The organism is Agreia pratensis, assembly GCF_900177685.1.
Classification (GTDB): domain Bacteria; phylum Actinomycetota; class Actinomycetes; order Actinomycetales; family Microbacteriaceae; genus Agreia; species Agreia pratensis.
In genome coordinates this window covers 505,385-529,301 of record NZ_FXAY01000001.1, presented here as the reverse complement: position 1 = coordinate 529,301, position 23,917 = coordinate 505,385, and the positions used below count along the sequence as shown (strand labels likewise).

Below are 23,917 nucleotides of genomic sequence, written 5' to 3'. Positions count from 1 at the left end.
GCTGATCCTCCTCGCTATTCGACGAGGTGCGGCTCATGCTGCACGAAAACCGAGTCCGGCGCGTCTGTGCCGGGCCGACCAGCGGTGCTCCCGCCTCGAGACGTAGCCCCGCACGACCTCATCGATGTTCGCCCAGTCGAACATCACCTGACGATAGGTGACCCGGATCACGATGTAGCCAAGGCGGTGGAGCTCGAGATCGCGGCGGCAGTCCTCATCATGGGCCCTGGCAGAGCTGTGCCAGTTGATGCCATCGCACTCGATGACGAGTCGATCGCCGATCAGCAGATCGACGAAGCCGACTCCTGCGATGTGTACCTGCGAGCGGCACCCTATTCCCCGCCGTCGAAAGCCGAGGCGCGCCTTCGTCTCTAGGCCGGACTGAGCGGCCGGGTCGAGCAATTCGAGGTAGGCGCGGTAGGTGTCCGTCAGAGGAAGCTCCGCCAGACGGGAACGAGTCGTGAGCCCGAGATTCAACGCCGAATCGAGGTAGGCGATCACGTCGTCTCGAGCGTGACACGAGAACAGGTGCAGGAGGGCTTCATCAATGGTGTCCACGAGGCGTGAAGGGTCATGGCGCCCGGCGATGACGTGCACCTTCAGCCCCCAGCGCGCCGGGTTGCCGAGCGGCCCGCCGATCGGCGAGCGCAGGCGCCCCGGGCGACGTGATGTGCTGATGTGCGAATAGCGATCGTCAGCGCACCAGATGCCGTGCATTCTCAGCACGCTGATGCAGCTCAGCCGGCCGCCTACCGCGACGGCATTGACGAGTTCTCGGGGAGCCGACTCGATCGCCACCCACCCGTTGCGGATGCGCGCGACGTCGCCGCGGGCCACGGCGAGAGCGACCATGGAGTCACTTGCGCCGGCAGCTCGCAGAGTGCTGCTGTGGGCAATTCCGTTATGGGCGATGACGATGTCTAGTACGCGATTCATGGCGCAACTCTGGAGTGATCAATCCGACGACATTGGCCCGATGGCCGATCTGTGCACTCTGGTCGCCGGATTCGGTGCAGTGCAGGAGGAGCGTCGCCGCTATTCGACGAGGTGCCGCTCAGGCTGCACGGAATCCGAGCCCACAGCATGCGTCAGTCGGCTATGAGGCGTTTTCCATAGCTCACAGCTGCATCCTGCGTGTAGCCGAGGTGCTCGTAGAACGCGCGTACCTCTGTGTTGTCGCTTCGGATCTGGAGGCTGAGTTTCGGGCAGCCGAGTTCGGTGAGGAGACGCTCGGCTTCCTCCATCAGTCGGCGGCCGTATTCGAGGCCCCGGGACTCGGGCGACACGGCCAGGTAGTTGACCCATCCGCGGTGACCGTCGTATCCCACCATCGCCGCCGCGACCACAACACCGTCAGCATCGCCGACGAGGAAGAGCTCGGGCTGCACTGTGAGCTTTCGCTCGATGTCCTTGCGCGGGTCGTTCCACGGGCGAACGAGGCCGGCGGCCGTCCAGAGCTCGATTACGGCGTCGGTGTCTTCGAGGGCGAAAGGGCGAATCTTCATCGCACTATTCTCGCCGACGCCGCTCCGCCCACATGCTCCGGATGCGACGGGCTCGGTGTCGGCGGCGACCGTTACGATTGCTGCATGGTCACCGCCCTCTACCGCCGCTATCGACCTGAGGCGTTCGCCGAGATGATCGGTCAGTCGCAGGTGACCGATCCGCTCATGACAGCGCTCCGCACCAACAGGGTCAACCACGCTTACCTCTTTTCGGGCCCGCGAGGCTGCGGCAAGACCACCTCGGCCCGCATCCTCGCTCGCTGCCTCAACTGCGCCGAGGGGCCGACAGACACGCCGTGTGGCGTGTGCCCCAGCTGCGTCGAGCTGGGGCGCGACGGCGGGGGTTCGCTCGATGTGGTCGAGATCGATGCGGCAAGCCACAACGGTGTCGATGACGCGCGCGATATCCGAGAGCGTGCTGTTTTCGCACCAGCCCGAGACCGCTTCAAGATCTTCATTCTCGACGAGGCGCACATGGTCACGCCGCAGGGCTTCAACGCGCTGCTCAAGATCGTCGAAGAGCCGCCGGAGCACGTGAAGTTCATCTTCGCCACCACGGAGCCCGACAAGGTCATCGGCACCATCCGCTCGCGCACCCATCACTACCCGTTCCGGCTGGTGCCTCCGGCCCAGCTGCTCGAGTACGTTCAGCAGTTGTGCGACAGCGAGGGTATGCAGGTGGCGCCCGGCGTGCTGCCTCTCGTCGTGCGCGCTGGCGGCGGTTCGCCCCGCGACACCCTCTCGCTTCTCGACCAGCTCATGGCAGGCTCCGAGAACAACACGGTCGAATATGAGCGTGCCGTCGCGCTGCTCGGTTATACCCACTCCGCTCTCCTCGGCGAGGTGATCGATGCGATCGGCGTGCGTGATGCGGCGGCGGCGTTCGGTGCCGTCGATCGGGTCATCCAGACCGGCCAAGACCCCCGCCGATTCGTCGAAGACCTGCTCGAGCGCCTGCGAGACATCATCATCGTCAGTGCAACGACGAGTATCGAGGCCGCGGGAGCCGTCTTGCGCGGCGTGCCCACCGACGAGTTGCAGGCCATGCATCACCAGGCGCAGCAGTTCGGTCACGCCGAACTCTCGCGCACGGCCGACATCGTCAATGCGGCCCTCACCGAGATGACCGGTGCCACCAGCCCGCGTCTGCATCTCGAGCTGATGGTGGCCAGAGTTCTTGTGCCCGCCAGCGACGACACCGAACGCGGGTCCCTGGCTCGCATCGAACGTCTCGAGCGCCGAGTGGGAGTAGAGACGACCGATGCGCCGCGTGCTGCTGCGGCACCCGCTCCTGCGGCACCCGCTCCTGCTGTGGCCCCCGCTCCTGCTGTGGCCGATTCGTTCGCGCCGTCTTCTTCGTCACCGGTGTCGAGTTCGCGGCAGGCCGATCCGACACCACGGGTCGTCGCGGCCGACGCAGTGGCTCCTGAGCCGACGTCAGTGACGCCACCCGTCGAGACCGCTGCCCCTCCGGCCGAGCCCGTGCTTCCAGTCCGTGCCCCCGTGCCGACCGGTCCCGTCAGCCTTCAGCAGGTCCGAGACACCTGGCCCGAGATCCTTGAAGCTGTGCAGAAGGCCAAGCGCAGTGCCTGGCTGGTCGTGTTCACCGCCACGGTGCGCGCGTTCGAGAACGACGTGCTCACCCTCGCCTTCCCCAGCGAGAACGACGTCAACCAGTTCAAGCAGCAGCAGGCGCCCGGCCAGGGAGTCAGTGAAATCCTGCGGCAGGCGATTCTCGACCTGCTGGGCGTGCGGGTCAAGTACATCGCTCGCGTAGAGCAGCCAGGAGCTGCCGTAACACCACAGACCAACGCGGCCCGGTCGCCCGAGCCCGCACCCGCGGCGGCACCCGCATCCGAACCCGACGCGGCACGCGCGCCGCAATCGCGCCCCGAGGCGACCAGCGCGCCGCAGAACCCCGCCGCGGTCACCAGCTCGTGGGCTGTCGTCGCCATCCCGCAGTCCGATCCGGGCCCCGATGTGGTGGGCGAGCCTGTGCCCGAAGAAGATCGTGAGCCAGAGCCCGACTTCCGTGAGCCGGCGTTCAGGCCCGCACCGTCTGCCGCTGCGCCGATGTCGCCGCCGGCCCCTGCACAGGCCTCTGGTCCTGCGCAGCAAGCCGCGTCTGTTCCCACGTTCACCCGCGGCCGACCCGAGACGCCTCCGGCACGCCCGGCGCCCGTCGCGACGACCGACTCCGGCCGTCAGCGCTACGGCGAGGCCGTCGTGCGTGAGATCCTGGGCGCCAATTTCATCGAGGAGCAGCCCGTTGCTCCTCGCAACCCGCAGAGAAGCGACGGCTAAGTGTACGAAGGCATCGTCCAAGAGCTCATCGACGAGTTGGGCAGGCTTCCGGGCATCGGCCCGAAGTCGGCGCAGCGCATCGCATTCCACATTCTGCAGACCGAGTCGTTCGACGTGACCCGTCTCGCAGAGGTGCTCATCGAAGTACGCGACAAGGTGCACTTCTGCTCGATCTGCGGAAACGTGTCGGAGCAGGAGACCTGCTCGATCTGCCGCGACCCTCGTCGCCAGCAGACCGTCATCTGCGTGGTCGAAGAAGCCAAAGATGTCGTCGCCATCGAGCGCACGAGAGAGTTCAGGGGCCTCTATCACGTGCTCGGCGGTGCGATCAGCCCGATCGACGGTATCGGACCAGACAATCTCCGCATCCGCGAACTCATGCAGCGGCTGGCCGACGTCAACATCACCGAGGTCATCATCGCCACCGATCCCAACCTCGAGGGCGAGGCAACGGCCACCTACCTCTCGCGTCTGCTGAACACGCTGCAGATCCGGGTCACGCGCCTCGCATCCGGGCTTCCGGTCGGCGGCGATCTCGAGTACGCCGACGAAGTCACCCTCGGCCGTGCCTTCGAGGGGCGTCGGCTCGTCGAGAGCTGATCGTGCACATCGCGGTCAGCGCGGCTCCGGGCGCCGACGATGCCGTGACGTTCACCGACCTCGACGAAGCGGGCAGACTGCTCGGACAGCCTCAGGCAGTGTCGCGCGATGATTTTCCGGAGGCCGTCGCCGAGCGCGAGAAGCGGTCGCCGCGCTGGGTCTGGGACGACACTCGGCGCTGGTACCCGGCTCTGCTCGCCGCAGAGGTCGAGATCGAACGTTGTGTCGACCTGCGCCTGTGTCACACCATTCTGCGCAACGCGGCAGCCACGGCTGAGTCAGAGCTCGCCCTCTCCGCGCCCTCGTCGTGGGACGCTCCGAGCGCCTGGGCAGAGCACGGCGAAACCGACACCCTCTTCGACCTCGGTGTCCAGCGCGGCCGTGACGACGCGGCGGGCGCAGATCCCGTCGAAGAGTTCCGACTGCAGCGCGCAGCCGTTGCGGGCTCGCTCGATCCCAACCGGTTGTCGCTGTTGCTCGCGGCGGAGTCGGCCGGCAGTCTCATCGCGATCGAGATGCAGTTCGCCGGTCTGCCGTGGGATGCCTCCCGACACAACGACCTTCTCGTCGAGCTTCTCGGAGAACGCCCGCCGCTGGGTCAGCGGCCCGCCCGCATGCACGAGTTGCTTCTCGAGATCCGCGCCGCGCTCGATGATCCGAGCGCGAACCCCGATTCGCCGGTCGAGTTGGTCAAGTCGCTGCGTCGCGCCGGAATCGATGTCTCGAGCACCAACCGATGGGAACTCGCGCGCCACGAGCATCCGGCCATCGAGCCACTGCTGAGCTACAAGAAGCTGTCTCGCCTGCTCACCGCCAACGGCTGGAACTGGATCGACGCCTGGGTCGAGGGCGGTCGATTCCGCCCCGTGTATGTGCCGGGCGGAGTCGTCACGGGCCGCTGGGCGGCCGATGGCGGGGGAGCGCTGCAGCTGCCCCACCAGGTTCGCGGCGCCGTCATCGCAGACCCGGGGTGGATGTTCGTGGTCGCCGATGCCGCGCAACTCGAGCCGCGCATCCTCACGGCCATGTCGGGCGATCGAGCGATGGCCGCAGCCGGGCGCGACCGTGACCTCTACGACGGCATCGTCGCATCCGGTGCCGTCGATACGCGCGCGCACGCCAAGGTCGGCATGCTCGGCGCGATGTACGGCGGAACGACGGGCGAGAGCGGCCGCATGCTTCCACGGTTGGCGCGGGCCTACCCCGACGCCATCCGGTTCGTCGAAGAGGCCGCTCGGTTGGGCGAGAGCGGTGCTGTGGTGTCGACGCACCTGGGTCGCACGTCTCCCAACCCCTCAAGCGAATGGCTCGAGCTGCAAGACGACTCGCGACAAGAGGGTGCGGCCGAGGCGGTGCGTGCCCGGGCGAAGACCGCGAGGCGAAGCTGGGGCCGCTTCACGCGCAATTTCGTCGTGCAGGGCACCGCTGCTGAGTGGGCCCTGGCATGGATGGCGGGCCTTCGCCGCAGGCTGGCGCTTCTCGGCCCCGAGCTGCCTCTTCGAGAACGACCACATCTCGTCTTCTTTCTGCACGACGAGATCGTCGTGCACACGCCCGTCGAGTTGGCCGACACGGTGGCTGCCGAGGTGCGCACGGCGGCCGACGATGCCGGCAGGATCCTGTTCGGAGCACTGCCGGTTCAGTTTCCCGTGAGCGTTGCAATCGTCGACAGCTACGACAAGGCCAAGGCGTGAACGCGCGCCCGCTAAGATTGCACGTTGGACCAATCCTCGTGATTTCAGGAGTGTTTACGTGAGCTTGATCGTGCAGAAGTACGGCGGATCATCGGTTTCCGATGCCGAGAGCATCAAGCGCGTCGCCAAGCGCATCGTCGAGACCCGAAAGGCTGGCAACGACGTAGTTGTGGCCGTCTCGGCAATGGGCGACACCACCGACGAACTGCTCGACCTGGCTCACGCGGTCACGCCGATGCCGGCACCCCGCGAGCTCGACATGCTGCTGAGCGCGGGCGAACGCATCTCGATGGCCCTGCTCGCGATGGCGATCAAGAGCCTGGGGCACGAGGCCCGGTCGTTCACCGGCAGCCAGGCCGGCATGATCACGGATGCCCGACACGGCTCGGCGCGCATCGTCGATGTCACGCCGGTGCGGCTTCGTGAAGCGCTCGACGAGGGCGCGATCGCGATCGTTGCCGGGTTCCAGGGCTTCAACCGCGATACCAAAGACATCACGACACTCGGTCGAGGCGGCTCCGACACGACCGCCGTCGCGCTCGCCGCGGCCCTCGACGCCGATGTCTGCGAGATCTACACCGACGTCGACGGCATCTTCACGGCAGACCCCCGCGTGGTTCCGAAGGCGAAGAAGATCGACCGCATCACGAGCGAAGAGATGCTCGAGCTGGCTGCCAACGGTGCCAAGGTCCTCTACATTCGAGCGGTCGAGTACGCGCGCCGCCACGGTGTCACCCTTCACGTGCGCTCCTCGTTCAACAACAATGAGGGCACCATCGTCTACAACCCATCGGAGAACCCCTCGGAGGGCCTCCCCACAGAGAGCGAGAATGTCGTGGAAGAGCCACTCATCGCCGGAGTCGCGACAGACCTGGGCGAAGCCAAGATCACCGTTGTCGGCGTTCCCGATATCCCGGGCAAGGCCGCGCAGATCTTCAACATCGTCGCCAAGACGGGCGCCAACATCGACATGATCGTGCAGAACGTGTCGGCCGCGTCGACCGGCCTCACCGATATCTCGTTCACGCTCCCGAAGACGGAGGGGCAGACGGTACTCACGGCGCTGCGCGCCGATCAGAGCGACGTGGGCTTTCTCTCTCTGCAGTACGACGACCAGATCGGCAAGCTCGCTCTCGTCGGCGCGGGCATGCGAACGAACGCCGGCGTCTCGGCACGCCTGTTCACCGCGCTCTTCGAGGCGGGAATCAACATCGAGATGATCTCGACGAGTGAGATTCGCATTTCGGTGGTGACCCGAGCCGACACCATCAACGACGCGCTCCGCGTCGTGCACACAGCTTTCGGCCTAGACAGCGACACCGAGGCGATCGTGCACGGAGGGACGGGCCGCTGACCCGCCGCCCCGCTCCCGGAACAGCAGAACGGGCCGTCTCCCTTCGGGGAGGCGGCCCGTTCGTCGTTAGCGGGTGTTTCGGTTACTCGGCGGTGCGGCGGCGCGCGACGACCGTGATGCCGAATGCTGCGATACCGGCCAGCAGCAGTCCGAGACCGGAGGTCAGGAACAGCGGCGAGTCATCGAGACCGGTCGCAGCGAGGGCCTCCGGGGTCGGTGCTGCCGGAGTCACAGGGGAGGGAGCGGTCGGGTCGATCACGGAGATATTCGCCTCACGAGAGGTGTTATCGCCATCTGTCACGACGACTGCGTAGATGCCTGCGGGCAGAACGCCCGTCGACGAGGTGAAGTAGACGTGCTCGAGCGTGAAGGCGCCGACCTCGTCCGTGACGATCGGTCCGTCGGCTGAGAAGCCGAACGCGGTTCCGTCTGGAGCGCGGAAGCTGATCGTGATTGGCGAGTTCGGCGCGAACTCGACGCCCGAGACAGTGAACCCCTTGTCGGCATTCGCTGCGTCGGCCTGGCTGATTGTGCTGGGCACGATCGTCACCTTCGCGTCAGGGACGACAACCTTGTTGAACCGGTAGGTGGTTCCCTGGAACGAGACCGTCGCGAAGGTGGTCGTCCCAGACTGCACCTGCACTCCGAAGGCGAGCACGCTGAAGTCCGTGCCGAGGAATCCATCGATTTGTGCAGCCGTGTATTTGATTCCCTCAGTGCTGCCTCCGATGCCGCCCGTCAGGGTCCAGCCGTCGGTTTGCGACCGCACTGTCGTGAATGCGGTGCCGGGATCAGCGAAGATCGGCATCTGGTACGAGTACTTGTTTCCGCCGGCGACCACAGTCAATCCGGTGGTCGCTGCGATCTCCTCGAAAGTCTGGCCGGTCAGCGGAGTGGCCAGGCCGTTGATGATCTGCGACTTTCCGGTGAGGGTGAGCCCGGCATCCGTCACCGTGGCCGGTGCTCCGGGGGGCGTGTATCCCTCGTGCCAGCCGACGTAGGTCGACTCGTTTGGGGCGATCTCGCTGCCCGAGACCTGGACCTCGGCAGCAGAGGCGGTGCCTCCGACGAGAAGGGCGGAGCCGGCGACGAGGGTCGCGGCAACCGTGATGGCTGCGGCGCGTAGGAGGGTGCTGCTGGGTTTCACGGGAGTGCTCACGTTTCTGTTCAGGCCACGCCGCAGGGGCGAAGCTCGGAAACCTTGGGATTACCTGAGCATAGGTGTGCCTTTCGGTAAATGGCCAGCCTATTCGTGAAGGAATGTCACGAACGGTCTCGACGCTGCACAGTCGAAACTGAAGCGCGGCCCCGTCGGTGCCTTGGTAATATTGGGCAACGTGGCATTCGGCCGCGTCATGCGCGCGCGTACTGCCCCCTTTATTGGGGGTGCGACGCGGCTGAGATACCCCAAGGACAAGTTGTGGCTGCACAGGCATTGAACGTTGGCGTTGTCGGAGCGACCGGACAGGTCGGCACAGTGATGCGCCGCCTGCTCGAGGAACGCGATTTTCCGATTGCAAGCATTCGGTTCTTCGCCACGGCCCGGTCAGCGGGAACAACGCTCGAGTTCCGTGGTGAGCAGATCGTCGTCGAAGACATCGAGACCGCAGATCCGGTTGGCCTCGACATCGCGCTGTTCTCAGCGGGAGCCACCGGGTCACGTGCCCAGGCGCCGCGCTTCGCCGCCGCTGGAGTCCTCGTGATCGACAACTCCAGCGCCTGGCGAATGGATCCCGACGTGCCGCTCGTCGTGAGCGAGGTCAACCCGCACGCGATCGCCGAGGCGCGCAAGGGCATCATCGCCAACCCGAACTGCACCACGATGGCCGCCATGCCGGTACTCAAGGTACTACACGCCGAAGCGGGCCTAACGCGTCTGATCGTGTCGACCTACCAGGCTGTGTCCGGCAGCGGACTCAAGGGAGCAGAGGAGCTCGCGTCGCAGGCGCGGGCCGCCGTCGCCGACCCTGATCTGCTTCAGCTGGTGCATCGCGGCGATGCCGTATCGATGCCCGAACCGCAGACCTATGTGCGACCGATCGCCTTCGACGTGATCCCGCTGGCGGGTTCCATCGTCGAAGACGGCCTCGGTGAGACAGACGAAGAGAAGAAGCTGCGCAACGAGAGCCGCAAGATCCTCGAGCTGCCCGAGTTGCTCGTCAGCGGCACCTGCGTTCGCGTTCCGGTCTTCACGGGGCACTCGCTCTCTATCAATGCCGAATTCGCCAACGCCCTGAGTCCGGAGCGAGCGATCGAGCTCCTGTCGAACGCTCCCGGCGTCGAACTGTCCGACGTCCCGACGCCGCTGCAGGCCGCGGGAAACGACCCCAGCTACGTCGGTCGCATCCGCGCCGACGAGGGCGCCCCGGCGGGTCGCGGCCTCGCCCTCTTCATCAGCAACGACAACCTCCGCAAGGGTGCTGCCCTGAATGCCGTGCAGATCGCCGAGTATGTCGCGGCAGATCGATCGGCCGCCGTCCCCGCCTGATAAGTCGGTCGGTGGATGCGTGGGCGCGGTGAGCGGGTCACAATGGGTTTATGCCCCTTCCCGATTACACAGGCAACCCCGGTTATCGCCTGAGCACCGCTGAGCGAGACCAGGCCGTCACTGAACTGCGCCAGCATGTGGCGGAGGGACGCCTGACGGAGGCGGAGTTCGCCGAGCGCAGCAAGGCCGCACGAAACGCGGTCAGCCGCGGCGACCTCGCTCCGCTGTTCGCCGATCTGCCGGCGACGACCTTTCCATCGAGTGCGGCAGCCGCGCAGCCCTTGGGCGCGCTGCCCGCGTACGGCCGACCGCCCGCGTCGAGCGGGCAGGGCGCACCGGCCGTCTTCGACGAGCCCATACCCGCCTATGGGGCGCCTGAGGCGGCATCCGCGCCCGTCATGCCCTCGGCATCCGTCGCCCCCGCGCCCACTACTGCGAGCGGCGTCGCCCCCGCCACCCAGGCATGGGCGACGCCTCAGAGGCGCGAGCCCGGCCGCGTGGGCGCGACGATCATGGCCCTGGTGCCCTTCGCCTCACTGGGGTTGTTCTTTGCCAGCATCAGTGTCTGGCACTGGGAATTCGGCTGGCTCTGGTTCGGTCTGATTCCCGTGGCAGGCACGATCATCTACGGGCCGAACGGCAAGCCGGACCGCAAGCGCAGGCGCTAGCCGCCGGTGCCGGTTCCCACGGTCGGAATGCCGAGGATCGTGCGAACCTCGTTGTCGGTGAGGGCCCGCCACGGCGAGGCGTCCTGATTGCTGCCGGATGCCTGCGGGCTGTCGCCCTGGGTCCACCACTTGGCCTCGTAGGCGGCGCCGTCGAACATCACGAAGTCGCCCTTCGTGTAGGTGCTCGTGCCCTGCCATTCGGGATACGTTCCCGCCGGCAGCTCGGGAATCGGAACCGGAGTCTCGCCCGGAAGGACAGGTCCGACGAGCTCCCACGGCGTCTCGGATGCCTGCAGCACGGGGTTGTCAGGGATGTCCCCCTGGGTCCAGTATTTGGCGGTGTACACCTGGCGGTGCCAGACGACCTTGGTGTCCTTCGGGTATGCCGAGTCTGCATCCCAGATCTGATACGGGCTGGTCCGAGCATCGTCTGTGAGGTCTTCTTTGCTGGTCGGCACCGACGTGGTGACCGCCCCAGCGGCCGAGTCGGGCGAGCCGGTCAGGGTGTCACCGAGGAGCGCGGCGAACGACAGATCGCCCTGGGCCACGCCACTGCACGAGTCGCTCACGCGCGTGACGTCGGGATAGTTCGAGCCACAGGTGGTATCGCGGTTCAGAGACCACATCGATACGCGGCCGATGCCGTTCTTCACGGCGAAGGCATTGAGCCCCTTGGCGTCATCGAGAGTGAAGATCTCACCGGCCACGTCGTTCTGGCCGAGCATTGGAGTGAGGCCGATCTTGTTCCACAGCTCGACCGGGCCGAGCGAGATACCCTGGCGGTCGTAGAGGGTGCGCAGCTGGCCGTGCGTGGCGTTCGCGGCGGCGGTCGAGGCATCGAGCATCGACTGCCCCGCCTCTAGGCTGCCGCCGAAGTCCATCGTCATCAGGTTGACGCCCGCAAGGTCGACGCCGGCGTCGAGCATCCGAGTCACCTCGTCGGTGCCGTCAGCGGTGAGGCCCGACGGGGCAACGGGAAGCGTGAGCCACACTGCGAGGGGCGAGCTGGTTCCAGCCCGATCCTTCTGGATGCTCGCGATCGCGGCAGCGCGCCGGTCGCCCGACACGGTATCGGTCAGGTTGGTGCCCTCGATGTCGAGGTCGATGGTGCTCAGCGAGTAGCGGTCGATGACCGACTCGTACGCCTTCTTCAGCTTGTCCGGGTCGGTGCAGCCCGTCGACAGCTCGTCGTTGAGGAGCCCGCCGAACGACACGATCACGTCGCCGCCCTGCTGGTCGCGGCGTGCGATCCGCCGGTCGAGGTCGAGGGCCTGATCCGCCTCGTCCATCGAGTAGTACGTGCCCCACGAGGGGCTGCAGGGGTCGGTCTTGGATGCGACGACGAACGACAGTACGACATTCTTGCCCGCCGAGTTGGCCGGGTTCTCAAACGCGAAGCTGGGCGTGGCGGTGACGTCGACGTAGCCGGCCGTCCAGGCTTTCGTCGTCACGCTCGTCGCGTCCTGGAACCATCTCCAGCCTTGGAAGCCGGAGAAGACGAGTCCTGCGATGAGGAGAAAGACGCCGGACAACCGCACTATCGACAAGCGGCGCCCGGGAAAACGTGTAGACAAGAGTTCCCCTAAAAATTGATCAGTACTCACTTTCGCACAAAATCGTGAGAGACTGTCAACTTTGTAGCTATTGGGTACTTTTCTGGGGAGATTTGTCATGTCCGACGGAACGAAGAGCCGGCGACGGCAGTGGGGTTCTGAGCGACGCAGCGAGCCGTTGTCGATCGTGCATCCCAAGCCGAGCAAGCGCATGGTCACGACGGGTCGCCTCGCAATCGTGGCCACCGTCGGATTCTGGCTGATCTATGTCATCACGACGGTTTTCCGCGAGCTCGTCAACAATCCGGGTGCGGGCTTCCGCTTCACGATCGAGGCGGTGAGTTACCTCCTCGTCGTCACGATTCTCACGTTCTCGGCCTTGATGTATCTGCTGGCGCGCCAGGGCGCTCTATACAGATTCCGCAGTCACGTTCGCGTGCCTCGCGGTGAACTCGATCGTCATTTCGCCGAGTACACCGACGGCATCACCGTGCTGGTCCCGAGCTATGCCGAAGAGACCAACGTCGTTCGAGCCACCCTGTGGTCAGCGGCGCTCCAGGAATTTCCCGACCTGCGCATCGTGTTGCTGCTCGACGACCCGCCCTACCCCACCGACCTGGAGAAGGCGGAGACGCTCGACGCGACGCGAGCGCTCGCCGCACAGATCGAGGCGGCGCTGAGGATCCCTAGTGAGCGCTTTCAGACATCGGTCGACGAGCTTGCAGCACGGTTCGCCACGGGCGATGCGGTGACGCGTCTCGACGTGCAGAAGCTCGTCGACGACTACGTCGCCGCAGCGGAGTGGCTCGAAGCGATGGCCGATACCGAGCAGGTGGGCGATCACGTCGATGAGTTCTTCGTCGACCAGATCGTCATGGGTCTCGCCCGCGAGCTGCGGCTCACGATCGTAGCCCTGGGCGGTGCTCTCGATCAGGATTCGTACCCCGACCAAGACCGGCTCATCACGCTTGCGCTCCGGCTGTCGCGGATCTTCACGGCGAAGCTCGACTACTTCGAACGCAAGAAGTTCGCATCGCTGTCGCACGAGGCCAACAAGGCCATGAACCTCAACTCGTACATCGGGCTGATGGGCCGCGCCTGGTCGACGGAGGAGACCGTCGACGGTGTCGTTCTTCGCGAAGCAGAAGATGCAGCCTCCGCCGATGTGATCATTCCCGACACCACATACCTGCTCACGCTCGACGCCGACTCGCTTCTTCTGCGCGACTACTGTGTGCGACTCGTCTACCTGCTCGAACAGCCGGAGAACGCTCAGGTGGCAGTGACTCAGACGCCGTATTCGGCGTTCCGCGGAGCTCCCACTCGGATCGAGCGCGTCGCTGGTGCAACGACCGACCTCCAGCACATCCTCCACCAGGGCATGACCTACTACAACGCCACGTTCTGGGTGGGAGCGAACGCGGTCATCCGCAAGCGTGCACTGGAAGACATCGTCGAGGTCGAGGTCGTCGCCGGCTTCGAAGTGAAGACCTTCATCCAGGACCGCACCGTGATCGAGGACACTGAATCCAGCATCGACCTCGGAACTCACGGGTGGACCCTCGTGAACTACCCCGAGCGCCTCAGCTACAGCGCGACACCACCCGACTTCGGTTCGCTCATCGTTCAGCGTCGCCGCTGGGCGAACGGAGGACTTCTCATTCTTCCGAAGTTCTGGGACCAGCTGCGGGAACGGCGCTTCAATCGCGAGCGGGTACTCCTCAGCGAGATCCTGCTGCGGTCCAACTACATGGCATCGATCGCCTGGGCGAGCTTCGGTCTCCTGTTTCTGCTCGCGTACCCCTACGACAGTCGACTGCTGAGCCCCTTCGTCTTCCTCGCCGCCCTGCCGTACTTCATCGCCATGGGAAGCGACCTGCGTTCGGCCGGGCACCGATTCAGCGACATCTTCCGCATCTACGGCTTCAATCTCGTGCTGCTTCCCGTCAACCTGGCGGGCGTCTTCAAATCGTTCCAGCAGATGATCACAGGCGAGAAGATTCCGTTCGTGCGAACGCCCAAGGTCAAGAACCGCACGGCAGCACCCGCTCTCTACGTGCTCACCCCCTATGTGATCGTGCTGTTCTCTCTGTTCACGCTCTATCGAGACATCGTTCTGCAGAACTGGGGCAACGCTCTCTTCGCAGCGTTCAACGCGGTCATGGCGGCCGGAGCGATCCGCGCCTACATCGGTCTCTGGAACTCCGCCGTCGATGTGTGGCTCGGATTCCTGAACTTCCTCTACGTCGACCGTAAGAAGAAAAAGGAACCTCAGCGTTCACTCGTCGATCCGGATGCGCCGGTCGATTGGCAGACGATCCTCTATCACGGCGACCGGAGGCTGGGCCGCGACCTACGTCAGTCGAAAGACCGCCGTCGGAGAATCGGCATCCGCAGCAGTTCGCCGCGCAGCCGGGTCAATGCGGGTAGCGCAATCCAGAACGTCGACCGCTCCGAATAGACGCCATGATCAGGCGGCGACCAACGGTACTCATCGTCGTTCTCGCCGTGCTCGCGATCATCATCGGAGGGGGAGTCGTGCGCGCATCCCAGGGGCGCGACGCCCCGGCTGAGTCGTCGGGAGCCACCGGCATCCCAGGCGCCCCGGTGGTCGCCTTCTACGGTGACTCGTACACGCTCGGCACCGGAGCGAGCGATCCGAGCATGCGTTGGTCGAGCATCATCTCGGCCGATCGGGGATGGAACGAAGTCAACCCGAGCGTGAACGGTCTGGGCTTTGTGAACAACCGCGACCGGCTGCCCGACGGCGGCGACCTCGTCGACGCCGTGATCGCATCCACACCAGACATTCTGTTCGTGACGATGGGGCTCAACGACAACTTCTCCATGCCCGAGAGATCAGACGACGTGCACAGGGCAATCGTCGCCGACTTCGCGAAGCTGCGAGGGTCGCTGCCCGAGACGCGCATCATCGTCGTCGAGCCGTTCTGGTACACCGACGAGCGGCCGCAGAGCCTGGCGACTATCAGCGAGTGGGTTGCTGCTGAAGCGCAGTCGATCGGAGCCGAGAGTATCGGGGGCGCCTCTCACTGGATCGAGGGCCATCCAGAATGGATGGCAGACGACGGACTTCACCCGAACGATGAAGGCTACGCCGAGATCGCTCGACGCATGTCAGAAGAGCTGGATCGACGTGGACTGTAACCATATGAAATGCACCCTGCGCACGTCTCATCGAACGAGTAGGGTGAGGTGACCGTGCGCCTCTGGGGGGAGTCTGCTTGTGCGCGAAAACCTATTCAGGGGGAGAACGTGGAAGTGCAGTCGACGGTGCAATCATGCAAAGTCGGAATCGTCGATGACCACGAGCTCCTCCTCGACGGCCTCACCATGTACATGCGCAGCAACGCGCCCGACCTCGATGTCGTCATCAGCGTCACCGGCTGGTTCGAGATGATCAGGCATACCGCGTTCCCGCCAGATGTCGTGGTGATGGATTTGCAGTTGCAGGAACCGATCTCGATCGAGACTCGGGTGAGAACATGCCTCGCCGCAGGTTCCCTCGTCGTCGTGGTGAGCGCGATCGACACCGATGAGGTTCGCGAGCGTTCGCTGGCGGCGGGCGCCTCGGCGTTCGTGTCGAAGTCATCACCGGCAGATTCGGTGGTCGATGCCGTGCGCACCGCATGGCCGGAAAGGCAGGGCGAGGCGACCTTCGTCGACGCTGAACTCGAGATCCTTCGTCTCTATGCCGATGGCCTGAGTCCGGTCGATATCGGGCTGCAACTCGGCATCCCGTTCGAGGTCGTCAAGAGCAATCTGTCACGCATTCGCGACCACTATGCGTCCACGGGGCGCCCCACCAGGTCGAAGCAGGATCTCATCCGCCGAGCGGCGGAAGACGGGCTCGTGTCCTGACCGCCCTGGCACTGGGCACAGACGCCGAGGGGGTCTTCACAAGCCGTGCCCTCAGCCATGCGAGCGTCTGGTTGTCGTCGATACTGCTTGCCGCGGTTTCGGCGATCGTCTTCGTGCTCTCGGTCCGTGCTCCGGTCGCCGAGGGCGAGGTGGGCATCACTCGGGCCGTCGTTCCGGTGCTGTGTCTCGCCGTACTCGGCGCGGGTGCATACGTCCTCCAACGAAGACACGGCGCACTAGAGACTGTGGTCGCATTGCTGGTCGTGTGCTGCGCCGGATTCGCCTATGCCCTGAGTGTCGATCCGCTGCTTGCGTCGAGTCAGAAATCCGACAGCATCGTGCTCAGTCTGCCCGTGGTCGCAGCGACGGTATCCGGCGTTGGTCGGCGATCGCTCGCATCCTGTCTCCTCGTGTGCGGGCTCTCCTATGTGGCCACGTCCAGCGCGTCTGTGCTGGGCACTGAGATCGGCCAACGCGAGATCGTCGTCGATTTCACCGCCCTCGGATCGGTCATCGCCGTCTTCGCCCTCTTGATCGTCCTGTGGCTTGCACGCCGAAATGCCGTGCAGGAGGCGCCGGCCCTCGATCGTGCAGCGAAAGAGCAGGAGAGCATCGATGAAGAAGCCCGCCTGCTCGGACACGCATCGAGCCTCCTCCATGACACGGTCCTCGGTGATCTGCACGCCATCGCCATGCTCGAGCCGGGTCCGATCCCCGAGGGCCATCTCGATGTCATCCACCGAGATCTAGACCTCCTCGCCCGCAGCGATGAGCTTCTTCGCGCCCCAGGAAGCGCTGCGATACCGGGTTTGATCGAATCGACGAGCGAGAACAGGCTCACGAGCACGCTGGCGCGGGTCGGATCGCGAGGACTCCGCGTGATCGTATCGGGAGATGTCCATGAGCTCGATACTCTCGACGCGGCGGCCGAAGAGGCCATCGTCGCCGCGATCGAGCAGTGCCTCGTCAACGTGGTCGTTCACGCGGGCGTGTCATTGGCTGAGCTCGCTATCGTCGCGTTCGGCGACGAGGTCACGGCAACGATCGCCGATGCCGGCCGCGGATTCTCCGCTTCTGCCACTCCGTCCGACAGGCTCGGCCTGCGGCTCTCCGTGCACGACCGGATGCTCGGGGTCGGGGGATCGGCCACTGTCTGGTCGACGCCTGGGGCGGGCACCTCTGTGCTTCTCGCCGTGCCGAGGGGCGGCTCATGATGTCGTCGCAGTCGACCGCCGCCGAACTCGACCCGGTATCCCGGGTGACGGCGCGCATGTTCGTCATCGCGATGGGCGTGGTCAGTGTGGCTCTCTCGGTTGCGCTGTCTCTCACGCCGACGGGGCGCGAGCAGATCTCGTTGCCGGTGGTGGGCATCCTCGCCCAGCTCGTGCTCGCCGCCTCGTACGTGTACTTCATCCGTGCGGCGAACCCCTTCGGGCCTATCGTCTCTTTCGCCAGATATCAGATATTCCTCGGCGGGGTGATGCTCGCGAGCGTGCTCAATTCGCTCAGCCAGTTCGGAACGAACACGCTCATCCGCGACGACTGGGGAGCCGTCTGCCTGGGACTGGCGCTCCTCTTGGCAGGTCCTTACAGGCGCTCCGCCGAGATCCTCTGGTTCACCGTGCAGGCCGTCGCGGTCACATTCGGCCTGGCGTTCCTGCAGAACCTGAGCTCGGACGCCTCGGCCGCGCTCAGCATCCTGGCGCTGGTCGCTGCCGCCCCGAGCATCGCCATCGGTCTCGGGTCGGCGGCGTACTCGCGCAGTCTCGTGGCGAGCCTCGAAGAGGCACGAGACGAGGCGCAGGCGCAGCGGATGCGACACAAGAGCGGTGTACTGCTGCGCCTCGCCGAGACGGATGCCATGGGGGAACTCGGTGCACTGCGCAGCGACGTGCAGCCCTTCCTGGCCCGACTCGCCGAATCGAGGTCTCTCCAGCCGGGGGATGCCGTCCGCGCGACCGAACTCGCCTCCGAACTGCGACGGGCGATCGTCGATCGAATCTCGCGCGGCACGCTCGCAGACATGGTCGACCGATACAGCGACGACCATGGGGTCGCCGCGCATCTCGACGAGCGCCAGATCGCTGCGCTGCGCGCGCTTATCGGCGCGATAGGAGATCAATACGGCGGCTTCGCGGAGCGAACCCTCACTCTCGAGCAGCGGGGGGCGGATGCCTGGGGACGGATCGAATTCGTCCGTCCAGCGGGTGCACCGGTCCTGCCCGCCTTGGCGCCCTTTCTCCGCATGGTGCGCCTCGTCTTCGAGGAGGCTGACGCGCGAGCGGAAGGGGAAGCCCTGGTCGTGACCTTCCGCTTCGACTCACCAGACGAGTGGGCGGACGTATCATGGGAAGTGTGAGCGCAGCAGGCAAACCCGTAGACGTTGTTCTGATCGGTGGCGGAATTATGAGCGCCACGCTCGGGACTTTCCTTTCGATCCTTCAGCCCGACTGGAAGATCAGGATCTTCGAGCGGCTGGGTGATGTGGCCGGTGAGAGCTCAGACCCCTGGAACAACGCGGGAACGGGTCATGCCGCGCTGTGCGAACTCAACTACATGCCCGAGATGCCCGACGGCACGGTCGAAGCGTCGAAGGCCGTCGCGATCAACGAGCAATTCCAGCTGAGTAGGCAGTTCTGGTCCTTCCTGGTCGAGAACGGAGACATCCCCGACCCGTCGACCTTCATCAATTCCGCGCCGCACATGACGTTCGTGCGGGGCGAGAAGAATGTCGAGTATCTGCGCAAACGTTTCGAGGTTCTGCGCGATGAGCCGCTCTTCGAGGGCATCGGGTACACCGAAGATCCCTCGGTCATCTACGAGTGGGCGCCCACCCTGATGCGCGGTCGACAGAAGAATGAGGCCGTTGCCGCAACTCGAGTCGCCGCCGGAACCGACGTCGATTTCGGGGCGTTGTCGCGGCATCTCTTCGACTTTCTCACCAGTCGGGGCGCGAGCCTGAAGACCGAGCACTCGGTCTCGAACCTGCGCCGACAGAAAGACGGCACGTGGAACGTCTCCGTCAAAGAACTGGTCGGGTCGACTCCCACGACAGTGAACGCCCGTTTCGTCTTCGTCGGCGCTGGAGGCGGTGCGCTGCACCTGCTGCAGAAGTCCGGCATCCCTGAGATCCGCGGTTTCGGAGGGTTCCCGATCAGCGGGCAGTTCTACCGAACCGATAACCCGGCTGTCGTGGCGGAGCATCGGGCGAAGGTCTACGGCAAGGCCGCGGTGGGTGCACCGCCGATGAGCGTGCCGCATCTCGATACTCGCGTCGTCGACGGCGAGGCCTCGTTGCTCTTCGGCCCCTATGCGGGGTTCAGTCCCAAATTCTTGAAGAAGGGCTCGTGGCTCGATCTGCCCGGCTCGATCAGAGCGCACAATCTTGGCCCGATGCTCGCTGTGGCCCGCGACAACACCGATCTGATCAAGTACCTCGTCGGTGAGCTTCTGGCGGGCAAGAAGAAGAAGTTCGCGGCCCTTCAAGAGTTCATGCCCACGGCGAAACCCGAGGACTGGTATCTCATCACGGCAGGCCAGCGAGTGCAGGTCATGAAGAAGGACTCGAAGCGCGGTGGAGTCCTACAGTTCGGCACGGAGGTCATCGCATCATCCGACGGCTCGATAGCGGGTCTGCTCGGAGCATCACCCGGGGCATCCACTGCCGTGCCGATCATGCTCGATGTTCTGGAGCGGTGCTTCCCCGACGACTACGTGCGCTGGGTGCCGAAGATCCGATCGATGATCCCCTCATTCGGCACTCGACTGACCGACTCGCCGGCGACGGCCCGAAAGGTGCTGAAGAGCACGGCGCAGGCACTGCACCTCGCTTCCTGAGTGCAGGGCGCCCCGTGCGAGGAGAGCCGGGCTGATGGTCAACCGTTTCAAGCTGTCGATATTCGAGCGTTTCTACGTCGTTCCCTTTGTGGCGGTCGCAATCGCCGCCGTGGTCTACGCGGGCGTCGGTGTTGTGACGGGCGAGCCCGCGTCGTGGACGGTGCAACTGATCACCGCGCTCGGATGCGTGATGTGTTCCCATCTGCGATTCCCCTCCGGCCGGGTCAGCGGTTTGCCCATGCTGGGAGTGGCCGTGACTCTGCTTTCGCTCGCGCGGCCGGAGTCCGAATACCTTCTCAGTGTGTCCATCTGGGCCGTAGGCCTCTTGGCGTCTCAGATGTTCGTGCTCCGCAGCATTGCGGTGGCCCTCTACGCGGTGGGAATCAGTACGGTCGGCGGGCTCGTGTTCGTTACCGTGCACAATGAACTCGCTCGGGCCGGAGTCTGGTCATTGCTGGCGTACACCCTGGCAAGCGGAGCGTACTTCGGTGTCGCGCTTCTCCTCGAGTTCCTCCGTGCCCGAGGCCGGTGGAGCCTCGAGCAGACATTCGGGCTGTCTGCACTGAGCCTCGCGCGGGTCGCGGCGGTCGTGCTTCTGGTGGCCGTGGTCTCCACGATCATGAGTGCTCTCGACACCGCCGTCATTCCGTGGCTCGAACGAGACTCCGATACTCGACTCACCCCCCTCGTGATCCTCCTGGCCGCGACGCTCTTCCTGGTGATCGGGCAGTGGACACGGTTCAGGAGGGTGAACCAGAGACTGAGTGGCGTCGTGGGTGCGGCCGTGGACCTTCCCTGGGCGATGGAAGGCGGTCTTCGCAAGGCGCTCGAGTTGCGCGCGAAGATGGTGTTGCAGGCGAGTGAGACAGAGGTGCGCACGCAGCCTCCGGAGCATGGCGAGATCGGATCGCGCGTGCGCCTCGAGTCGGGTATCGACGAGTACATCGTCGCCTCGCGTCGTCTGGGCGCTCTTCCTCTCGGGGGAGTGGAGCAGCAGGCCCTCACCGCGCTGGCCCATATGGCGAGCGAGACCGTGCGCATCCAGAACGATGTCGACAACCTCGAGCGCCGAGCGAACAGCGACCCATTGACCGGGCTGCCCAACTATGGGGCCTTCCAATCGGCGCTCGTCGAGGCGAACGAGAACAGGTCCTATCACTCGGGCATAGCGGTGCTCTTCATCGACCTCGACAATTTCAAGAAGCTCAACGACTCCCGAGGGCACCACACCGGTGACGAACTCCTCAAGGTCGTCGCTTCTCGCCTTCGCAATTCCGTGGGGGTCAGAGATTTCGTGTCGCGCATCGGGGGCGACGAGTTCGTCGTGATCCTCACCGAACTGCAGACCGTGGCGCAGAGCAAGGAGCTGGCTGACACGATCATCGGCGAGCTCGGCGCGCCTCTGACGCTCGACGGGCAGGAGTTCACGCCGGTGGTGAGTGCCGGACTCGCGTTCTCGGGACACCGCGAGATCGACGCGCAACTTCTGGTGGTCGACGCCGATCGCAGCATGCTGCAGGTCAAGAGATCTCGACGTCAGGGAGGCCCGGCGGAGGGAAGCAGCGTGAGCATCGCGTCGCACCGCTCGACCCGCACAAACGACATCGTTGCTCGCGCGATCAACGAAGACAGGCTTACTCTCGCCTTCCAGCCCATCGTGAGCATCGACCAGGGCCGGATCTGGGCCTTTGAGGCGCTCGTTCGCTACATCGATCCCGAGCTCGGTCCGATCTCGCCGTCGTCGCTCGTCGCGAGGGCCAAGAGTCTCGGACTGATGGATGAGCTGACGAGACAGATCGTCGTCAAGGCCATGGATGCCGCCGAGAAGTTCTATGCAGTGGAGCCGAGCATCGCGTGCATGACCGTCAACCTCGAACTGGGGCAGATCAGTGAGGACCACCTCGGGCCCTTCATCAGGGAGGTCGCTCGATCGCATCCCAATGTTTCGATGTGTATCGAACTGAACGAACGGTCGCTGCGTTCGGTCACCGATGACCTCCGGCGGGAGGCCGAGATCATGCAAGACGCGGGTGTCATCATCGCTCTCGACGACTATGGCTCCGACGACTCGTCGGTCGGTGCTCTCGTGAGGTTCCCCATGGACATCCTCAAGATCGACAAGAGCCTGATAGACGACCTCGGCGACGTCAGGCAGCGAGAGGTGATCAAAGCTCTGCAGGGCTTCGGAGACAACCTCGACTACACGATGATCGTCGAGGGAATCGAGAGCCCGGATATGGTCGATGTGATGGTCGAACTCGGTGTGCGAAGCGCCCAAGGATACTATTTCGGTCGCCCTCAGTCGTTCCGCCAAACGATGGACCGTATCCGCAAGTTCGGCACGGCGGCGGTGATCTCGTGACCGACCTTGCGCCCCCGCACAGGATCGCTCTTGTCGACGACCACGTTCTCGTCATTGACGGACTGGCCCAGTGGATCGAGACGAATGCCCCGGACTTCACCGTGGTCGCCGTCTCGGGTTCGTGGGAGAGCCTCGTAGCTGACGAATCCTTTCCGCCCGAGGTTGTCCTGATGGCTCGGGTGATCGAGTCGCCGTCGACGCTGCGTGAGCGAATCCGCGCGTGCACAGAAGCGGGCGCACGCGTCGTGATCATGAGTACCGAAGGCGGATCGGAGGCCGAGACCGATGCCCTCGAGTCGGGCGCCGACGCGTTCGTGCCCAAGTCTCGTCCTGCCGAGGTTCTGATCGATGCAGCGCGGCGAGTACTGGGAGGTCCGGGCTCCGGTAAGGCATGCCCCGACACCGATGAGCCCTCAGGAGCTATAGAGCCGGACGACTGGCAGCGTAGGGTTCTTCGTCTCTATGCGACGGGCCAGAGTACGGTCGACATCGCACTGATCGAAGGTGTGCGCTTCGAGCGGGTGCGAGCTGCACTCAAGGCGATCAGGACGAGCTACGAAGCGCAGGGGAGACGCGTCGACACTCGTGATGAGCTTCTGCGTCGCGCTGCCGAAGACGGATACCTCGCCGAGCGTGAAGAAGCCGCTCAGTAGCCCTGCGGGTTTTCGGCCGGGCTCGGGGTGACATCGACGCCGCCGCTGAGTCGGGAGATCGCCTCTTCGGGTTCGTAGTCGGGGTCGAACTCGACGAAGGCCTCGAGCACGCCGACGAAAGCGAGCGAGACGAGCGACCACGAGTTGTCGTCGCCCTCACCCGACCGTGAGAAGTGCGAGTCGACGACCTCGGGAACGGTTGTGCGCGAGATGCCGAGGCCTTCGACGACAGCGGCGGTCGCGACGACGAACGGGTGATAATCGTTATGGAACTCTTCTTTGAGTCGATAGCCGACAGTGGCCATGATGTTCCGGTAGAACATCTCCATGGTGTCGATGAAGGCGACCTCGCTGTCGCGTAGAGCGTGAAGCACTGCAGAACGACCCGAGCTCTCGGGGCGCGACAGAATCGTCAAAGACAGACTGGCGTAGCTCCGCCAGGCAGCGGAGGTCGTGACTTCCTCGAGGTTCTGTTCGGCGGCAGTGCGCACGACGTCGAGCATGATGCCGCGCCGGCCCTCCGGCGTGCGCAGGTCGTCCAGGCGCGAACCGAGAAAACCCCACGTGGCGACGAGCGTCTCCGTGTCGGTCAGGTCACGTCGGGTCTGCTGCGCGATCTCCGTGAACAGGTCGTAGAGGAAGTCGTCGTGGTGGGGCCAGATACGCGTGGCGACGCGAGAGGAGATCTGGGCCTCGCGCACGATCTCGTCGAGGGTCGCCTGCTCGAATCCCACATCGAGGCCGGATGCGCCGACTCGACGGATGGCGAGTGAGAGGATGCGTGTGCGTTCCTCGGCGTGCGGACCGCTCGAGCGTGCGTGAGAAAGGACCGGTGCATCTCCAGCTGGCATGGGATCCCTCCGAGTCACGAATATCCGATGCCCAGACTAGCAAGTTTGGCGGCTTCGGAGAGGTCGTGCATGGCGTGCCGCGGTGCCGAGCGCATTCTCGCCGAGCGCGGCTGTCATATGATCGAACAAGCACGCGGCGAGTGGGGCCACAGTGGTCCGAAAGTTCCAT

General features: G+C 64.9%; 19 protein-coding genes. 14 read left to right on the top strand and 5 right to left on the bottom strand.

Annotated elements, in window-relative coordinates:
* Positions 1-33: 33 nt before the first annotated feature.
* Both B9Y86_RS02505 and B9Y86_RS02500 read right to left on the bottom strand, forming a co-directional pair.
* On the bottom strand, positions 34-936 hold the full coding sequence (locus B9Y86_RS02505) for an endonuclease domain-containing protein (RefSeq protein WP_085482607.1): 903 nt from the start codon (positions 934-936) through the stop codon (positions 34-36).
* Between the two features lie 152 nt (positions 937-1,088).
* Positions 1,089-1,505 (bottom strand): GNAT family acetyltransferase, encoded by a 417-nt coding sequence (locus B9Y86_RS02500; protein ID WP_085482605.1) that lies wholly within the window; start codon positions 1,503-1,505, stop codon positions 1,089-1,091.
* 84 nt (positions 1,506-1,589) lie between these two features.
* Between B9Y86_RS02500 and B9Y86_RS02495 the strand changes: the two genes are divergently transcribed.
* The 4 genes from B9Y86_RS02495 to B9Y86_RS02480 are packed head-to-tail and all read left to right on the top strand — an operon-like array spanning position 1,590 to position 7,457.
* Positions 1,590-3,809, top strand: coding sequence for a DNA polymerase III subunit gamma and tau (locus B9Y86_RS02495; RefSeq protein ID WP_085482603.1), 2,220 nt, complete (start codon positions 1,590-1,592; stop codon positions 3,807-3,809).
* Entirely contained in the window at positions 3,810-4,409 is a 600-nt protein-coding gene (gene recR / locus B9Y86_RS02490) for a recombination mediator RecR (RefSeq protein ID WP_044441714.1), read from the top strand.
* A 2-nt stretch (positions 4,410-4,411) separates the two neighbouring features.
* Positions 4,412-6,103, top strand: coding sequence for a bifunctional 3'-5' exonuclease/DNA polymerase (locus B9Y86_RS02485; protein WP_244894597.1), 1,692 nt, complete (start codon positions 4,412-4,414; stop codon positions 6,101-6,103).
* A 58-nt stretch (positions 6,104-6,161) separates the two neighbouring features.
* Positions 6,162-7,457 (top strand): aspartate kinase, encoded by a 1,296-nt coding sequence (locus B9Y86_RS02480; protein WP_085482601.1) that lies wholly within the window; start codon positions 6,162-6,164, stop codon positions 7,455-7,457.
* Positions 7,458-7,539: 82 nt separating this feature from the next.
* On the opposite strand, the gene B9Y86_RS02475 is transcribed toward B9Y86_RS02480, so the two are convergent.
* Positions 7,540-8,616: a hypothetical protein gene (locus tag B9Y86_RS02475; RefSeq protein ID WP_085482599.1), complete on the bottom strand. Its 1,077-nt coding sequence runs from the start codon at positions 8,614-8,616 to the stop codon at positions 7,540-7,542.
* A 261-nt stretch (positions 8,617-8,877) separates the two neighbouring features.
* Between B9Y86_RS02475 and B9Y86_RS02470 the strand changes: the two genes are divergently transcribed.
* Together B9Y86_RS02470 and B9Y86_RS02465 are read left to right on the top strand one after the other, a co-directional pair.
* Complete coding sequence (locus tag B9Y86_RS02470) at positions 8,878-9,945, top strand: aspartate-semialdehyde dehydrogenase (protein ID WP_176223229.1); 1,068 nt, start codon at positions 8,878-8,880, stop codon at positions 9,943-9,945.
* 50 nt (positions 9,946-9,995) lie between these two features.
* On the top strand, positions 9,996-10,613 hold the full coding sequence (locus B9Y86_RS02465; RefSeq protein WP_085482597.1) for a DUF1707 SHOCT-like domain-containing protein: 618 nt from the start codon (positions 9,996-9,998) through the stop codon (positions 10,611-10,613).
* Here B9Y86_RS02465 and B9Y86_RS02460 read toward each other — a convergent pair.
* Positions 10,610-12,187, bottom strand: coding sequence for a chitinase (locus tag B9Y86_RS02460; protein WP_176223228.1), 1,578 nt, complete (start codon positions 12,185-12,187; stop codon positions 10,610-10,612). The two genes, B9Y86_RS02465 and B9Y86_RS02460, sit on opposite strands and share 4 nt — an antisense overlap.
* Positions 12,188-12,284: 97 nt before the next feature.
* Here B9Y86_RS02460 and B9Y86_RS02455 point away from each other — a divergent pair, with 97 nt between their 5' ends.
* The 8 genes from B9Y86_RS02455 to B9Y86_RS02420 all read left to right on the top strand — a co-directional run bounded on the left by B9Y86_RS02455 (position 12,285) and on the right by B9Y86_RS02420 (position 22,897).
* A complete protein-coding gene (locus B9Y86_RS02455) occupies positions 12,285-14,627 on the top strand; it encodes a glycosyltransferase family 2 protein (RefSeq protein WP_085482595.1) in 2,343 nt (780 codons plus the stop codon).
* A gap of 5 nt (positions 14,628-14,632) precedes the next feature.
* Positions 14,633-15,331 carry an SGNH/GDSL hydrolase family protein gene (locus tag B9Y86_RS02450; RefSeq protein ID WP_085482593.1) on the top strand — a complete coding sequence of 233 codons (699 nt, stop codon included), beginning with the start codon at positions 14,633-14,635 and terminating at the stop codon, positions 15,329-15,331.
* A 108-nt stretch (positions 15,332-15,439) separates the two neighbouring features.
* The gene (locus B9Y86_RS02445; RefSeq protein WP_085482591.1) at positions 15,440-16,045 is read left to right on the top strand and encodes a response regulator transcription factor; all 606 of its coding nucleotides are present in this window, start codon (positions 15,440-15,442) and stop codon (positions 16,043-16,045) included.
* A 71-nt stretch (positions 16,046-16,116) separates the two neighbouring features.
* A complete protein-coding gene (locus B9Y86_RS02440; RefSeq protein ID WP_085482589.1) occupies positions 16,117-17,259 on the top strand; it encodes a sensor histidine kinase in 1,143 nt (380 codons plus the stop codon).
* The gene (locus B9Y86_RS02435; protein WP_139824692.1) at positions 17,256-18,404 is read left to right on the top strand and encodes a hypothetical protein; all 1,149 of its coding nucleotides are present in this window, start codon (positions 17,256-17,258) and stop codon (positions 18,402-18,404) included. Before B9Y86_RS02440 ends, B9Y86_RS02435 begins: the two co-directional genes overlap by 4 nt.
* Positions 18,401-19,882: a malate:quinone oxidoreductase gene (locus tag B9Y86_RS02430; protein ID WP_280522290.1), complete on the top strand. Its 1,482-nt coding sequence runs from the start codon at positions 18,401-18,403 to the stop codon at positions 19,880-19,882. Before B9Y86_RS02435 ends, B9Y86_RS02430 begins: the two co-directional genes overlap by 4 nt.
* A 34-nt stretch (positions 19,883-19,916) precedes the next feature.
* On the top strand, positions 19,917-22,244 hold the full coding sequence (locus B9Y86_RS02425; RefSeq protein WP_085482581.1) for a putative bifunctional diguanylate cyclase/phosphodiesterase: 2,328 nt from the start codon (positions 19,917-19,919) through the stop codon (positions 22,242-22,244).
* On the top strand, positions 22,241-22,897 hold the full coding sequence (locus B9Y86_RS02420) for a response regulator (protein ID WP_085482579.1): 657 nt from the start codon (positions 22,241-22,243) through the stop codon (positions 22,895-22,897). The genes B9Y86_RS02425 and B9Y86_RS02420 overlap by 4 nt, the downstream gene beginning before the upstream one ends.
* Here the strand turns inward: B9Y86_RS02420 and B9Y86_RS02415 are convergent.
* Positions 22,891-23,748 (bottom strand): hypothetical protein, encoded by an 858-nt coding sequence (locus B9Y86_RS02415; protein ID WP_176223227.1) that lies wholly within the window; start codon positions 23,746-23,748, stop codon positions 22,891-22,893. The two genes, B9Y86_RS02420 and B9Y86_RS02415, sit on opposite strands and share 7 nt — an antisense overlap.
* Positions 23,749-23,917 lie beyond the last annotated feature (169 nt).

Bases quoted from the DNA above. Each gene is read 5' to 3' on its own strand.
- B9Y86_RS02425 (WP_085482581.1), top strand. From the start codon at position 19,917: ATGGTCAACCGTTTCAAGCTGTCGATATTCGAGCGTTTCTACGTCGTT.
- B9Y86_RS02455 (WP_085482595.1), top strand. From the start codon at position 12,285: ATGTCCGACGGAACGAAGAGCCGGCGACGGCAGTGGGGTTCTGAGCGA.
- B9Y86_RS02465 (WP_085482597.1), top strand. From the start codon at position 9,996: ATGCCCCTTCCCGATTACACAGGCAACCCCGGTTATCGCCTGAGCACC.
- B9Y86_RS02500 (WP_085482605.1), bottom strand. From the start codon at position 1,505: ATGAAGATTCGCCCTTTCGCCCTCGAAGACACCGACGCCGTAATCGAG.
- B9Y86_RS02415 (WP_176223227.1), bottom strand. From the start codon at position 23,748: ATGCCAGCTGGAGATGCACCGGTCCTTTCTCACGCACGCTCGAGCGGT.
- B9Y86_RS02450 (WP_085482593.1), top strand. From the start codon at position 14,633: ATGATCAGGCGGCGACCAACGGTACTCATCGTCGTTCTCGCCGTGCTC.
- B9Y86_RS02435 (WP_139824692.1), top strand. From the start codon at position 17,256: ATGATGTCGTCGCAGTCGACCGCCGCCGAACTCGACCCGGTATCCCGG.
- B9Y86_RS02495 (WP_085482603.1), top strand. From the start codon at position 1,590: ATGGTCACCGCCCTCTACCGCCGCTATCGACCTGAGGCGTTCGCCGAG.
- B9Y86_RS02505 (WP_085482607.1), bottom strand. From the start codon at position 936: ATGAATCGCGTACTAGACATCGTCATCGCCCATAACGGAATTGCCCAC.